This is a genomic window from Mesorhizobium comanense, assembly GCF_005503535.1.
Lineage (GTDB): Bacteria > Pseudomonadota > Alphaproteobacteria > Rhizobiales > Rhizobiaceae > Mesorhizobium > Mesorhizobium comanense.
Map to the genome: position 1 here is coordinate 21,753 of NZ_SCNN01000038.1, position 14,682 is coordinate 36,434.

The 14,682-nt window shown below is 58.2% G+C and carries 13 protein-coding genes and 1 pseudogene; 7 read left to right on the top strand and 7 right to left on the bottom strand.

Going from position 1 to position 14,682, the window contains the following annotated elements; translation table 11 throughout:
• Positions 1-174 precede the first annotated feature (174 nt).
• Positions 175-1,389, top strand: coding sequence for a plasmid replication protein RepC (gene repC / locus FFS37_RS33505; RefSeq protein WP_137935213.1), 1,215 nt, complete (start codon positions 175-177; stop codon positions 1,387-1,389).
• 20 nt (positions 1,390-1,409) lie between these two features.
• Here repC and FFS37_RS33510 read toward each other — a convergent pair whose 3' ends face one another.
• Both FFS37_RS33510 and FFS37_RS33515 read right to left on the bottom strand, forming a co-directional pair.
• Entirely contained in the window at positions 1,410-1,790 is a 381-nt protein-coding gene (locus FFS37_RS33510; RefSeq protein WP_137935214.1) for a hypothetical protein, read from the bottom strand.
• Entirely contained in the window at positions 1,787-2,470 is a 684-nt protein-coding gene (locus tag FFS37_RS33515; RefSeq protein ID WP_171026529.1) for a ParA family protein, read from the bottom strand. The genes FFS37_RS33510 and FFS37_RS33515 overlap by 4 nt, the downstream gene beginning before the upstream one ends.
• A gap of 487 nt (positions 2,471-2,957) precedes the next feature.
• Here FFS37_RS33515 and FFS37_RS33520 point away from each other — a divergent pair, with 487 nt between their 5' ends.
• Together FFS37_RS33520 and FFS37_RS33525 are read left to right on the top strand one after the other, a co-directional pair.
• A complete protein-coding gene (locus FFS37_RS33520; RefSeq protein ID WP_137935216.1) occupies positions 2,958-3,326 on the top strand; it encodes a MobC family plasmid mobilization relaxosome protein in 369 nt (122 codons plus the stop codon).
• Positions 3,316-5,886, top strand: coding sequence for a relaxase/mobilization nuclease domain-containing protein (locus FFS37_RS33525; protein ID WP_171026530.1), 2,571 nt, complete (start codon positions 3,316-3,318; stop codon positions 5,884-5,886). Before FFS37_RS33520 ends, FFS37_RS33525 begins: the two co-directional genes overlap by 11 nt.
• A gap of 7 nt (positions 5,887-5,893) precedes the next feature.
• On the opposite strand, the gene FFS37_RS33530 is transcribed toward FFS37_RS33525, so the two are convergent.
• Positions 5,894-6,112 (bottom strand): hypothetical protein, encoded by a 219-nt coding sequence (locus tag FFS37_RS33530; RefSeq protein ID WP_137935218.1) that lies wholly within the window; start codon positions 6,110-6,112, stop codon positions 5,894-5,896.
• A 404-nt stretch (positions 6,113-6,516) separates the two neighbouring features.
• Here FFS37_RS33530 and FFS37_RS33535 point away from each other — a divergent pair, with 404 nt between their 5' ends.
• The 3 genes from FFS37_RS33535 to FFS37_RS36330 all read left to right on the top strand — a co-directional run bounded on the left by FFS37_RS33535 (position 6,517) and on the right by FFS37_RS36330 (position 8,231).
• Complete coding sequence (locus tag FFS37_RS33535; RefSeq protein ID WP_137935219.1) at positions 6,517-6,819, top strand: hypothetical protein; 303 nt, start codon at positions 6,517-6,519, stop codon at positions 6,817-6,819.
• Positions 6,820-7,227, top strand: a complete 408-nt coding sequence (locus FFS37_RS33540) for a helix-turn-helix domain-containing protein (RefSeq protein ID WP_137935220.1) — start codon at positions 6,820-6,822, stop codon at positions 7,225-7,227.
• 437 nt (positions 7,228-7,664) lie between these two features.
• A complete protein-coding gene (locus tag FFS37_RS36330; protein ID WP_232375875.1) occupies positions 7,665-8,231 on the top strand; it encodes an RHE_PE00001 family protein in 567 nt (188 codons plus the stop codon).
• 119 nt (positions 8,232-8,350) lie between these two features.
• Here FFS37_RS36330 and FFS37_RS33550 read toward each other — a convergent pair whose 3' ends face one another.
• From FFS37_RS33550 to FFS37_RS33560, 3 genes are all read right to left on the bottom strand, one after another.
• The gene (locus FFS37_RS33550) at positions 8,351-10,105 is read right to left on the bottom strand and encodes a thiamine pyrophosphate-binding protein (protein WP_137935221.1); all 1,755 of its coding nucleotides are present in this window, start codon (positions 10,103-10,105) and stop codon (positions 8,351-8,353) included.
• A gap of 304 nt (positions 10,106-10,409) precedes the next feature.
• Entirely contained in the window at positions 10,410-11,147 is a 738-nt protein-coding gene (locus FFS37_RS33555; RefSeq protein WP_137935222.1) for an aspartate/glutamate racemase family protein, read from the bottom strand.
• A gap of 43 nt (positions 11,148-11,190) precedes the next feature.
• The gene (locus FFS37_RS33560; protein WP_137935223.1) at positions 11,191-12,900 is read right to left on the bottom strand and encodes a GMC family oxidoreductase; all 1,710 of its coding nucleotides are present in this window, start codon (positions 12,898-12,900) and stop codon (positions 11,191-11,193) included.
• A 345-nt stretch (positions 12,901-13,245) separates the two neighbouring features.
• Between FFS37_RS33560 and FFS37_RS33565 the strand changes: the two genes are divergently transcribed.
• A complete protein-coding gene (locus tag FFS37_RS33565; RefSeq protein WP_137935224.1) occupies positions 13,246-14,190 on the top strand; it encodes a LysR family transcriptional regulator in 945 nt (314 codons plus the stop codon).
• A 30-nt stretch (positions 14,191-14,220) separates the two neighbouring features.
• Here FFS37_RS33565 and FFS37_RS33570 read toward each other — a convergent pair.
• Positions 14,221-14,571: pseudogene (locus FFS37_RS33570) on the bottom strand (aldehyde dehydrogenase family protein); the annotation flags it as partial.
• Between the last annotated feature and the right edge of the window lie 111 nt (positions 14,572-14,682).

Sequence of the window (14,682 nt, forward strand, 5' to 3'; positions counted from 1 at the left end):
GACGACGGAAAGGATCAATCCGCAAAAGAAAAAGGCCCCCAATCGGTAAACCGTGGAAGCCTTCCTCGTATTCTGTAGCAAGATCGAGAATCGCATTTCCACGAATCACAGTCAAGAGTCTTTGGCACCGTTTTGGTGAGTGGATTTCTTTTGCCCTTTGAAAGGTGAAAGAAAATGCAAATTGGACGTGTGACAACGCCCCATGGGCGGCCGATGACGCTTGCCCTGGTGAGAGGCCAGCTCGAAACTGCCGACCGCGGCGCGGGCAAGGCGGTCAATAAGTGGAAAGTCTTCAATGACGTCGGCGAGGCGAAGGATGTGTTCGGCCTCCAGGATCGTTCGATAACGGTGCTGCAGGCACTGCTGAGCTTCTATCCGAGCGATGAACTCGCGGATGAGAGCGGTGGTCTGGTCGTTTTTCCGTCGAACAATCAGCTGTCGCTGCGCGCGCACGGCATCGCCGGCACGACCTTGCGCCGGCATCTTGCCGCGCTGGTCGATGCCGGCCTGATCGAGCGCCGCGATAGCCCGAACGGCAAGCGCTATGCGCATCGGGGTAGGGGAGGGGACATTGAGGCTGCTTTCGGCTTCAGCCTCGCGCCTCTGCTCGCCCGTGCGAGCGAGTTGGCCAGCCTGGCGCAACAGGTCGCTGCCGAGCGTCTTCAATTCAAGCGCGCGAAAGAGGCGTTGTCGCTTTGCCGCCGTGACGTTCGCAAGCTGATCTCAGCCGCCATGGACGAGGGCGCGGATGGCGATTGGGAGGCGATCGAGGCGATGTACATTGCGCTCCTGGCCCGTCTGCCGCGCTCTCCTCGTCGTCAGGACGTCGATGCGGTGCTCGAAGAAATGGCGCTTTTGCGTGAGGAAATCATCAACCGACTGGAAATTCAGGTAAAAGCAGAAAAAACGGGTGTCAATGACAGCCATGGCAGTCGTCACATACAGAATTCAAAACCCGAATCCTTCCATGAACTTGAACCTCGCTCCGAAAAAGAGCAGGGCGAGATGCCGAGCCCGAAACCGAACCGGACTGCCGAGCCTTTGAAAGCTTACCCGTTGCCACTGGTGTTGAGGGCCTGCCCGCAGATTGCCGACTACGCGGCCGGCGGCCGGATCGAGAGTTGGCGCGAGCTGATGACGGCCGCCGTAACCGTCCGATCGGCGCTCGGGGTCAGCCCGTCGGCCTATCAGGAGGCTTGCGAGGTGATGGGGCCGGAGAATGCCGCGATTGCGGTCGCCTGCATCCTGGAGCGGGCCGAGCACATCACCTCGCCCGGCGGCTATCTGCGCGATCTCAGCCGCAAGGCGGCGCGTGGTGAATTCGGGCTCGGGCCGATGCTGATGGCGGCGCTCAGGGCGAATGGGGAGGCCGCAAAGCGAAGCGCGTGATGACCTCTCCCTTTTCCCGCTCAGGAAATATCGGGAATCCGCTCGGCGATCTTTTCGAGATAGTCGTCGATCGCCTCCTCGATGTAGGAGTTGAACTTCCGCCGCTCGATCGCAGCGAGGATCTTCAGCTTCTTGTGGACCTCGGCGCGGATATGGATGCCGGTGGTGACTTTCTCGGTGTCGCGGAAGCGTTTGCCGGCAACCGGGTCGCGGCTTTCGCCCCTGGCCACCATGTTGCGGAGCTGGCCGCGCGCCAATGGCGGCTTCGCTGATGGTGCCGGCGCCTGGTCTTCTTCAGCGGATTTTGCGGGGGAAACCATCTTTTCGCGAACCGAAGGGCGATCGCGGCCTGTCGAGATCAATCCGAGGACGAGGTTCTTGCTGTCTACGCCGTCGCTCATCGCTTTGCCTCGCTTGTCTTCGACCGGTAGAGGGCAAGCAACTCGCCAAGGAGCGTTTCCATCTCGGCGATCGCCTTCGGATCAGGCTTCGCTGATGTCTGGAGCGTGCCGGCGGCGCCAATCGATTGATAGGACGCGCGGCGCGCGATCGGTTGGCTGGCGAGAGCGACACCGCTCTCGCGTAAAATTTCCCGGAGCGGCTCATGCGCCTTGGCGCGGCCGGTCACCAGATCGTGCTGGTTGATGACGATCATCGTCGAGAGCTTGCGCTTCTGATCCTCTTCGACCACCGGCACATGGTTCAGCGCGAGCTGCATGCCGGCAACGACGTCGTCCTGGGTCGTCTGCAGCGGGATCAGCACGATGTCGGCACAGTAGAGGCCGGCGAACAGGTTTTCGTTGGTCGTGCCCTCGACATCGACGAAGACGATCTTGCCCTCCTGCTGATGATGGAGAGCGAGCTTGTAGATCTGGTTGGGATCGAGGCAGCTTTCGGCTTCCAGCCGGTCGGGCCAGACGTCCATCTTTTTCGACATCGTGACCCAGCGCATCGTATTGGCGCGACTGTCGGCATCGATCAGGAAGACGTCGTTGCCGGCATGGGCGGCCGTGCCGGAGAGAGCGCGGACGAGGGTGGTCTTGCCGGTTCCGCCCTTGGGATTGGCGATGGTGACGATCATGATGGCTCCTTCATTCTGAGAATAAACTATAGTTATTTCCTCGCTTGTCTTTCCGCAATGCATTCGTTGCCCTTTGTTCGTTCACCGTTGATGATTGTCGATTGCTGATTGACCGCCGACAACGGGCAATGACCAACAGACAATTGCCAGTTGCCCGTTGACAATGAGTAACGGAAGCGCGGTTAACTGTCAGTGATTAATGGGTAATTGGGCGATTGCCAGTGATATCGCTAGCAATGATCGCACGAACAACGGGGAACTGTTAACGGGCCGGGTGGCGTTGGAGGTGCGTGGTTGTGGTGGGAGCTTGGGCGAGAGTGTTTGTATTGTGATGATGAATTGTAATAAAATATATTTTAGTTATAGGTGGCAGGATAGTCAAGTTTGTGGTACAAACTCGACGTCGCCCCGCCTCCGGCAGGGCTCAGGTTCGCGCCGGTGGCGCTCTGGGGTCGCCTCCGGCAACCTCGCAAGCGGAAGGAAAGCGATGCGCAGCGAAGTGGTCAGGGTCCGTCTAAGGCCGGAGGAGCGGCAAGCTCTTGCGGACCTTTGCGGTGAAGACCGCACCGCCAGCGATGTGATCCGGCTGCTGTTTCGCGACCGGGCTGGGCTTCCGCTTCCCGTTGGACCCGTCGAAGCCGACGCTTTACGAGCTACGAACGAGGAGCTTCGCCGCATCGGTATCAATCTCAACCAGGCAGTTCGGGGTATTAATGAAGGCCGCGTCGGCTATGAACCCCATCTTGACGCAGCACTTCGCAGCCTTCTCGAAGGTGTCTTCCGGCTGCGGGCCGACGTTGACCTGATGCTGCGGATCAGCCGACGGGGGCGGAGGAGAGATGGTCATGGCGTATGACTGGACGAGCCTGCTCAGTGATATCGAGGGCTTCCAGGTGCGTCGGACAAAGTCGCTCCTCGAAGAGGAAGACGAGCGCCACAGGCGCGCAGGAATGGTGCGGATGGCCATTACCGCCGAGGCGCCCCAGCAACGATACGTGCCAACGGGCATCGCCAGCAAAGCCCGGCCAGCTGCTGTCCTCTCACCAGAACCGACTATCGCCTCCATCCTCCAGCCTGCAAGTGCCTCCGAGCGGGACGTGATCACCCTTTTTGGCGCTCTTGGTGCTGGTTCGAAATCCGTAGAGGATGACGAGCTGCGGAGATCGGGCGGCGGCGGAGGAGGGGCTGGCGGGACGCCGCGCGTCGACCGGCCGCCGGTTATGCGATCTTCTTCCCGCAAGCCGTCATCGATGGAGACGGCGAGCCGGGCGGCGATCGCGGCCGGTGCGCAGGCAGTCGTCATCAAGGTCACATCGACTGTTTCGAGCAGGGCGTCGGCCGTGGGTCTGATGACCTATCTCGGTACGCGGGAGGTCGAAAAGGAAAACGGAGAGAAGGGAAAGGTCGACATCCCGATTATCGACCAGGAGGGTGTGACGATTGCGAGCCGCGAAGAACGGGCGGCCGTTCTGCAGGAGTGGCTGTCAGAGTTTCGCGAAGCCTATGCGGTGAACGCAGTTGCCACCTTGTCGATCAATTTGCCGGAGGCGGTGAACGATGAGGATCTTCACGATGCGCTGAACTCGGCGTTCGGCTCCAAGCCCTTTCTCTATGCTCGCAATCCGGACGGTCAGGTTTCCGTCTTTGTTGTTACTGATCTTCCGTCAAGGAAGATTGTCGGTGCGCTCAGGACGCGCGAAAAGGGAGAAGGGCCGGGGCGGGCGGTTGAGAACGTCGAGACCGATATTGCGCGCCGTTTGTCGAACGCCGGTGTCTCGGCCGAGGTCCGCATTCTCGGCGCCGCGGTCTCTGAAAAGTCGGGCCGCTATTTCCTCGAGAAGTTCCTCCGCACGGAAAAGCATGCCATCACTAGCGCCGGCGAGCAGGTGCAGCGTGGCCCGGCGATCAAGAGCATGGTAGACAGCATCTGGCGGAATTGGTCGAGCGACATCCGGACCGTCGAGCCGCGCAATGCCTTCCATGTGATTTTCTCCGCCCGAGCCGGGACGGATGCGGAAGCGATGAATCGTGCCGTTCGTGACTTCCTTAGCGAGCAGGTGGCCGGCCATCGCTGGATCACGGCTCATCACCCCGATACCGGTCATGTGCATGTCCACACGATGATCTCGGCACGCGACGATATCGGCAAAGCATTGCGGCTAACGAAGCCGGAGCTTTATGCATGGCGGGAGCGGTTCGCAGCGAAGGCGCGCGAGCACGGCATCGCCATGGTCGCTACACGTCGCGCGGATGTTGCGGCGACCCGACCCTATAGCCAAGCACAGGCCGGCGCCTATGAGCGCGGCCGATCCGATCCACGTTATCTGAAGTCTGCTGCGGTCAATCAGCGTGTCGAGCGCAAGCGGGTGGGCGTTGTCGATCGAGCGACACTCTCCAATGGCAACCTCGCGCTCGCCCCGAAATGGCAGGCGACGGCCATCGCGCTGAAGGGGGCAGGGGCGAAGCCATCGGTCATCGCAGCAGCCGACAGGTTCGCAGCCGCGGCGACCACTCATGCACCGCATGCTACTTTGCGTGCCAGCGGCTTCGTTCTTCTCCGGTTGGAAGTCGAACAGGCCATGGAACGCGAGACGGTGGCTGTTATTCTCGAAGGCGCTATCGGCGTCGAGGCCAAATTGATTTCCGTCGCGGGGAAGTCCGTCCAGGTCCTGGCGCCAACGACCGCGAGCGTCAGCAAGATTGAGCGCGAGTTGGCCAAGCAGGGCGAAGAGTTTGGTCCCGGTTCCGAGACACGGTCCGTTGCCAGAGGTTTTCAGACGCGGTTGCTGTCGCATGGATTGCGTGCCTCCGTCGTCGTCGAGGCGGCCGGCTCCGCGAAGCATAGTGCGCCGTCGCCTTGGCTGCAGAAGAAATTCGATACTTTGACCGAGCGGTCCGCTGCGCCGCCGGACGAGCCACTAGCGGAATTCAAGGCCCTGATCACAACCATTCAACAGCAGAAGGAAAACGCTATGCCCCTATCGCTGAAACAGTTCGACGAGCGCGTTTCGCGTGCCACCAAATCGATGGATCGCCTTGAAGGGATGGTTGATAGCAGCGCCGAGCGCCAGGCGGTCGAGGAAATGCGGCGCGAGATCTCTGCACTGTTCGCGGAGCAGCGTCGCGATATCGAGATGCAGCAGGTAAGGTCGGCTACGGAAACTAATGGGGGAGGGGGTACATCGGCGGCGGCACGTTCAGATGACGGTCAGGCGCAGGGCCGACCGGCCCCTTCTACCGTCGATCCCGCCATCGCGGCACAGCAGCAGGCTATTGCCACTGGCCGCGCCTCTCGGGCCGCCCGCGAGCAGGCAGGCGCGGCGAAAAATGCACAGTATGAACATCGCCAGCAGGTTCTCCACCAAGCGGAACAGGACCGCCAGCGAGACAATGGTCGCGACGGCGCGGAGCGTTAATCCGCCGCTATTCCTGCATCAGGCCATCGAAGACTTCAAGCAGGGCATCTACGATGGCCTGGCCAAGGGCGTTGGCCGTTGCGGCAACTTCGTCTTCGCCGTGGTCACGCGTGGCGATGGCGAGATTGCCGCCTTCGTCAGCAACAATCGCCTTAGCCCGTTCAATTGCCCAAAGGGCGAAATCGCTGCGGCTGGAAATCGTTATCGTCTCGCTCTGCTCGTCCATGGCGTTCACCTTCCGTCTGGCCGCACAACTGGCCGTCTGTTTCGCTGATACTGAAACGCAGCCATATCGTTGGGCGCATATCGGGGGAACCATCTTCAGCATCTATCGACTGAATTCATTCGGAATTTCTACTCTGAGTGTTTGCACCGCGCCGCGTGATCGCCTAGACTCACGGCTGAAGCAGTCACGCGCTGCTTTGGGGCGTGGAAACCCCTCATAGCTAGGCAGGTGCCGCGACATGGCACCACTCTTCGACCTTTGCGGTCGGGGATCCTGCGGCGTATGCAACAGGTTCCTCGGAGCTAAAGGCCGTAGGGCCGTGCTATGCGGTTTCCAACTCCCCGATCACCAGGGGTCAAAGAGCAGAAGCGGGGGCGTACCGCGTTGCTCTGGGAGGAAACCGAGTGTCAGCAGCACCTTCCTTCACATTCTACACCTATTCGCCCACCTTCCAGTCGGCCGGGTCGCGTTGGCGTGACGATGTGGTCCGAAGTCCGTTTTTCGGTAGTGCGGAGAGTGCCCGCCAGGCGATCGTTGATTTACGCGAAGCGGTTTCAAGTGAACCGGATCACGATTTACCGCCAATGCATCTTGAGCGCGTCGTGACACTCCCGGTGACCAAGGAGGCAATGGTCGCGCTGCTCAATAGTGGCGTCGGGGCGATCGTCAAAAAGTATGATATTCTCGAAACGATCGAGGAGAACTGAATGGCGAAGACGCCTGACCCGATCGACGTGGAAGTCGGAAGCAAGATCAAAGCGCAGCGCCGCTTGAGGGGCATGAGCCAGGATACCCTGGCTGCCTCGCTAGGCGTCACTTTCCAGCAGATCCAGAAATACGAGAAGGGGACGAATCGGGTGAGCTCCAGCCGCCTCGCCGTGATTGCGAAGACATTCGGCGTGCCGCCCTCGTATTTCTTTCCTGATGCGGACGATTCCAGGCAAGGTATGGTGGCTGCGGCGCCCGAAATCACCAGCTTTCTCGAGACAAACGAAGGGCGTGATCTCAACCTTGCATTTTCACGGATCAGTTCAAATAGGATGCGCCGAAAGATCGTCGGCCTTGTTACCGCCTTAGCCGACGCATTTCAGCCGGAAGATGTTTCCGGCACCTGATGACGGCGCGCACAAATGTTTGTTAGGCTACTTATTGAGAATGCTGCGACGCAGCATAGATTCAGGAGATTGGAATCTGCACTCTTCCTCTCAGCAGTCTCGCGCGACGGTCGAACTTCCTCCTCCCGAAATCGGCAGACAGAATCAAGGCCTGGTGCAACTGCTCTCGCATCGGGCTTTCTCCGCGCAACCGGCCGGCTGGGCGCTGTCCAAGTCCGCCTGTACCACGCCGGCGATGCCGAAGATGCATACGCCTCTATAGAGGTGGGCCCGGCGGCGGCGGTACAAAACGATGTGGCGGAGAACAGCGGAGCCGGTGACATTGCCGACGATCCGATGACAATGGAGTTGGCGGCGATCAACGCCTTGCTGGTCCGCTCCGAGTCGGTGATTGTCGCGGCGAAGGCGCCGGCGCGCGGTAATGAGGGCGACCGTTCGTGTATGATGTGGACTGGGACGAGAACGCCCGTCTCGATGAATCGTGCGCCGTTCTAACAAAAATCAACGACATGCCGCCAGTGCTTCAGACCGTGCTGGCGCTTGATGCCTGGAATAATCTCGCCCTCCTGCAGCACGCGCCCTGGCTTGGTCGGCTTCTGGCCCCGTCCCTCCTGCACCAAGCGGGCCTCAGCAACGGCGGGCATCTCTTCGCCCTCAATATCGGCCTGAAGATCGTGCCCGTCGAGTGTCGTCGGCATCGCGACCGCAACATTCGTCTTTCGGCGATCCTACATGGTTTCGCGGTGGCTGCCGAACTCGGGATGAGGGAGCATGACCGGCTGACTTTGGCGCGTACCATGATGGAAAGGCGTCTTGTCGGTCGGCGCACTTCGTCACGCCGACCGGGGCTAATCGATCTGCTCATAGCGCAGCCGCTGGTCTCGGCCGAGATGGTCGCTGGCAACTTGGACGTCACGCCGCGGGCGGCACTTCGGCTGATTGATGAGCTCGGTCCATGTGAGATTACAGGGAGGAGCAGGTTTCGAGCGTGGGGCGTGATTTGATGGATATTGAATCTCTCCGTGGACGCCACTTTCGATGCATTCCGGCAACCTCGATGCCGTAACCGATCATGGCGTCCACGGCCGAGGTCTGCACGGCGCTGAGTTTGCAAGCGTGGAGTTCAGAAATAGCGGACTTCTTCAGCTTCGATGCTGAGAGGGTCCTTGCCTCTTTTGTTCAGCCAAGAGTAAACTGGTGGTACACGGTCCGCGATTGATTCAACATGGATATCGATCAGGCAAGGCCCCTGGTGATAAGCAAATGCTGCGGCGAGGGCCGAATCCAGTTCACGGGAATTGGTGGCCGTCCATGCCTTTACATCGAATGCCTCCGCGATCGCCTGTCCGCGCGGCGGGAGGAAGTCGACTCCAAAGCACTGATTGTGGCCCTTCAAGCGATGGAGCCCTTTGATCCATCCAAACGTTCCGTTGTTGAAAAGCAGCAAAATGGCGGGGACCTGCAAGCGGACGAGAGTTTCCAGTTCTCCGACGGTCATGCCGAACGACCCGTCACCAAACATTCCGATCGGTCGGCACTCCTTGTCGGCAAACCAAGCGCCAACGGTCGCTGGAAGGGCGGAACCGAGGCCACCGAATGCCCGAGGAATTGCGATCCGGGTACGATTGTCCTTGAGCCTCAAGAATCGTGTCATATGAGGAGTCGGTGTTCCAGCGTCCGAGTAGATTCGGGCCGGTTTTCCATATGCGTCAAGTGCCTCGTTGAAGCTACGGACAGCTCGCTCCGGCCGTAGCGGCGCGGCTTCCGAATTAAGCAACATCTCGGCATTTTCCCAGAAGTTGGCACGGAGCGTGTTGAGCTCGTCAACCCAATGCTGAGTCCGGGAAGCGTCGTTATCGTCGGGGGCCATTTCGAGCAATTTCCGCAGGACCAACTGCGCATCTCCCTGCACGGAAACGACGTTTTCATAGTTATTCGCCATCACCTCCGGATCGATATCAATCTGCGCAACGCGTTTGTTCAGGGTTACCTTCGGAAAGGTCCAACCGATGGTTACGACCGAACCCATTCGGGATCCAACAAAGAGGACGAAGTCCGCATGTTCAAGCGACCAGTTTGCATGCGGATGGAAGCCATTGTCACCAATCACCCCGACAGCGAGGCGATGGTCATCCGGCATGGTGCCTTGACCGGTCATGGTTGTGCAGACTGGTATGTTCAAACGCTCCGCCAGTTCCGTTATCTCAGTTCCGGCACACGAGCGATTGACACCGCCGCCAGAAACGATCAGCGGCCGCTTGCTGCTGGTCAGCAACGACATGACCGCTTCCAGCTTATCAGCCGGTGGAAGCGTCGGGTAAGCCGGGAAGGTCATGCACTCATGTTCGACATGCAAGGAAATCCTTGACGGATCGATTTCAGCGAGGAGCATATCTTCCGGGATCTGCAGATGCACGGCGCCAGGCTTGCCGGAGCATGCGACGCGGAATGCCCGTCTGATGATCTCCGGAAGCTTTTCCGGCGACTTGACCTGCACCGACATCTTCGTGATGGGATCGAAGAGGCGCGCGCAGTCCAGCTCGGTCAAGACGCCACGCCCTTCACCTGGGAGGGGAATGTCGATCGTCAAAAGGATAACGGGAACCGACGACATGTTGGATTCTGCGACCGGCGGCAAAGAATACATGGCCCCGGCTCCGGACGGGCACTCGAATACACCCGGCTTACGCGTGAAGCGCCCGTATGCATCGGCCATATAGCCGGCGGAACGTTCGTCCCTCGCCATAACGTGACGGATTTTTCCTTCACGTTCCTGAAGAGCCTCATAGAGCGGGACGTTTGTATCCCCAGGAACACCGAAGATAACCTCGACGCCGTAGCCGATGAGCATCTCCACCAATATGTCTGCACCACGCATCGTTCTCTCCTTCAGTATTCGTTATAAGATTCAAAGAATTGACTCAGCTTGGGAGCAGTTTAGGAGCCAGACCCTAGGCCTATTAGAGGCGTCATCATCGGGATCACGACCTCAGTCGAAGTCGCAGCAGCAGACCAGTTTTGGACACAACTCCTCATCGCCGCTGCCTACAATGGCCGCGGCCCCTCCGCGCGTCGTCTGTTCATGACAGGGATGTGCATTCGCAGCACATCTGTTGGTCAACGTGAGATCATTCTAGTCTAGCAGACCCGGCTGAGCGGGAAGACCCCCTTAGTGCTCACGGCTAGTAACCTCCCCGGAAATGGGACCGCACACAGCTAGCGCGCACATAATTGATCATCGTTGTGAAATCGAAGACAGGGACATGAATCTGATCCTGAAGCGATTTTGCGTATGGCGGGAGGTTCGAGCACTCGAGCAAAATGGCGCCAATGGAAGGATGCTGATCGATTAGCCCCACCCCGATAGCGACAACCTCCTGGCTGACAGCTTCCGGATCGATGTCCCCCATTTCGTCAAGGATCGCATGGCGAAATTCCGACTGCTTCTGCATGCCTCCGACGAATATCTCCCGGTCCTGCGCTGGAAAAGCCTTGCGCAGCATATCGTCCGTTAGGCTGCTGGAATTAGCACATATGATCCCTATCGACTGGGAGGGGGGCAGGAGTGCCGAAATCAAGGGCAATTGCAGCAAGCTTGACATCATCACCGGAACATCGACAGCTTTTCGCACTATGTCTTGGAAATGCAGCATGTAGCCGCAATCGCTCGTGATTGCCTTGACACCCTGCCGCTGGAGATGGAGTGCAGCGTCCACGATATTTTGAGCGAGGCTTAGATCCCCCTCCTCAACAAGACGCTTGATCGTCACGTCGGGGACAAGGTGATACAGAACGGGGAAGTCGTAGGTGTAGGCGTTCCCGACATCACCAGGGATGAACGGGTTGAAGCAGTCGATCATCAATATCCCAATGTCGTGACCGTAGCTTATCGCTCCTTGCCTTCCCTTCAGACGTTTCATGTCATCCTCGATCCCGTTTTCGATTCGGCCAGCTCAGTCGTCACTATGCCGCCTGCTGAATGTGATCGGCCATCTTCTCGGCGATCATCATCGTGGAGAGGTTCGTTGTCGCGCAGGGGACCGAGGGCATGACCGATGCATCGACGACCCACAGGCCTTCGACTCCATAGACCTTTCCGCGAGAGTTGACGACAGCCGCCTTGTCGTCCGGTCTACCCATGCGGCAGGTTCCACAAGCATGCCAGTCGCCCTGCACCCCGGTGCGTATCCACTCCTCGAGACTGTGCTCGTCATTCAGTACTTTATCGAGGGTGAAACGACTGTCGATCGCCTTGCCGAGAACGAAGTTGCGAGCCATTCCGCCCATGTCGAGAAAGCTGGCGGCGATCCGGGTCTTGACGTCGTTGATCCAGGTCTTTGCCGCGAGATTCCTGAGCGAGTCTGCATAGATGCCGGGCCAGAACGTTCGAACATAGTCATTAACAGGAGCGCTTGAAAGAATACCGCTTACCCACCGAGCCGTGGCCTTCATACGGTTCAAATCACGAATATCGGCGAGATAATTGAAGGCCACGAGCGGGTGCTCATTGGGGTTCTTGCTGCGCAGTTTGACGAATCCTCTCGAATAAGCCTTGTTCGGGCCGAAATTGACCATCGCAAGGCGCTTGCCAACCTCGCTCCAAGCAAACCGACCAGAAACAGTCAGTTTCATATCGGTTGGTGGGCAGCCCTCGTAGCCCGAGCTCCAACGCATATGCATCAAAAGACTGCTTTTTACGTAGTCGTCCATCATGCCCTTGGGGTCGAGATACACAGCGAAGCCGATCAAGGGATGGTCCTGCAGGTTCTGACCGACGCCCGGCCGATCGGCAACTACATCAATACCCAGTTCGCGAAGGTGTTCGGCTGGCCCTATGCCTGTCCGCATCAACAGCGCCGGCGAGTGCAGGGCGCCGGCCGACAGGATCACTTCTTCCGCGTGGATTGTTTCGGTCTTCCCCTTTCTGCGGAGAACAACGCCCTTCGCAACCCTGCCTTCGAGAAGGATGGATTCAACATGGGCTTCGGAGACAATCGTCAAGTTCGAACGCCGGCGCGTCGCCTCGTCGAGATAGCCTGCGGCCGAAGACACGCGATGATCGTAGACATTGTTACGGGTAAACGGAAAGCAACTGTCGATCGGTTCGGCATGACAATTGTCCACGTAAGGGATTCCCTTGGTCGCAACGCCTTCCCTCATGGCAAGCGCAAACTTGCTCCAGTGCTGAGGAAAGGTCCGTCGAATAGGGATTCGTCCTGCCGGCTGCCCGCTTACGGCGGGAAAGTCGATGTCGTTCTCCATTTTTTGAAAGTATGGTTCGCAGTCTCGGTACGACCATCCATCCGCTCCGAGCTTTTCCCATTCGTCGTAATCAGATGGAAGCCCACGAATGGCAACCTGGCCGTTGACCGTCGATCCGCCGCCCATGACGCGCGCCTGTTCGTAGCGCCTTGGTTTCATGTCTGCTTCTATCTGCTGCGGCGACCGGTTACCGACCGGGTCTGCGTATGCTGTCAACTCGGTCCAGTAACGGTTGGGCTGGAAATAGTCTGGGAGAAATGCATCGCCATAAACCGATCGCGGCACGTCTTCTGGCGGGGTATCGGGACCAGCCTCGATCAAGCATACATTATGCTTCCCGGTCTCGGAGAGTCGGTTGGCGAGGACGCATCCGGCGGAGCCGCCACCTACGATCAGATACTTGTATTTCATTGAAATCCACTCGTTTGCCGGAGACCAAATTCCATGCCGGTCGGAAGTATGGAGATAGCCGACAAGACCTTCTCCGACGCCGTGCGCGGGCAATGTGTGGAGCAGGCTAGCCGCTTGAGAAATCGAGCAGAATACAAATATGCGATGCCCTTGTAGGGGAAACCTTGGAACTTTGGCCGCGTTGGCGCGAATTGCTATCGAACGCAAGCCGCGATCTTTCTTGTAGTCATTTCAAGGGGCTTTTGCTACCAAACTTGGCGTGAACCAGTGGGGCAATGCAGCATCTCCAGGCGCTCGAACGCGCCCGGATATAGAACAAATGCCCATCAAGGAAAATGTTTCTCAATGAAGAATGTCAGCCTGACCCTCGTCCAAACGTTCCATCTGGTCGCGAAGGAAGGTTCTTACTCTGCCGCCGCTCGAAAATTAAATATTTCCTATCAGTCTGTAGCTAATCATATTCGTCGTTTCGAACAGATACTCGGCGAGAGATTGGTCGTGTCGGAGCAAGGCGCAAAGACAACGGTTCTGACCGCACGCGGTCGCACGCTTTACAATCTGCTTGTACCAGAGCTGGACGCGATGTTGAGCCGTCTTAACGAGCTCATCGATAAGGAGCGTCCCGTCATTCGTTTCGGCATGCCGCAGGCGATCTTCTACTATCTTTTCCAACCCATCATTGGCGAATTCAGTTCCACATATCCGGAAGTTCAGATCGTTTGCTATGAACGCGACGTAGCATTGGTGGAACTGGTGAAGACCGGACAGGTTGATGCCTTTATAACGGAGCGGCCGTTCATTGGTGATGAAGTGGTGCAGCACGCGCTCGGCAGTTACAAACTCGCCTTGATCTACCCGATGGACTGGCAATCGCCAGACGAGTTTGCGTCAGTTGCGGACTGGGCTGATGGGAAGCCCTACGTTACGTTTGAGCCCGGTCATATGTTGCGGAACATGGCATTGGACCTCATGCGCAGAGACGGGAAATCGCCGAGAGTTGCGATTTCGACATCGTCGAGCTCCAACGTTAAACGCTGCGTGGAGACAGGGCTCGGCTTTACAATACTGCCTACCTGGACGCTTGAAAGCGCGCGCTCGCACCTTGCGGTTAGAGTTTTAGAAGAGGTGCAGGATATCCCGGTCTATTTTGGGGAATCGAAATATCTCTCCCAAAACCCCTACATCTTGTTGCTCAAAAATCTCTGTCAGCAGAAATTCCCACAGCTCTTTGAGATCAATCACGACTACGGTGACATGCCAATATCCTCGGAAACTGCCGGAAAGCCATAGAACCGTCGTCTATTCCGGCACAGACGTTCCTCAAGCGTCGAGGCCGACCTGCGTAGCGAACTTCACGGACAGATAAGCATCAAGGCCTTCCGTGCCTCCCTCGGAGCCAAAGCCGCTATCCTTAACGCCTCCAAACGGATGCTCCGGCAGACCCAATCCATGATGATTGATCGATATCATGCCCGCCTCGATTCGGTTCGTAAGCGCGGCCGCTGTTTTCGCCGAAGAAGTGTAAGCGTAGGACGCAAGACCATAGGGAAGGCGGTTCGCTTCCATCAAGGCGTCATCGAAGTCGTCGAACGAGTTTATAAGGGCCACCGGGCCAAAGGGCTCGACGTTGCGAGCCTTGGCGTTGATCGGTGCGTTGACAAGGATCGACGGTAAGCGTCCGGTGAATCTGCCTTTGAGATTTCCCGCGAACACCTGAAGTTACGTCACTAATTCCGTCATTAGAGACGTCATCAGGGATGAACTATGGGCCGCATGGAGATT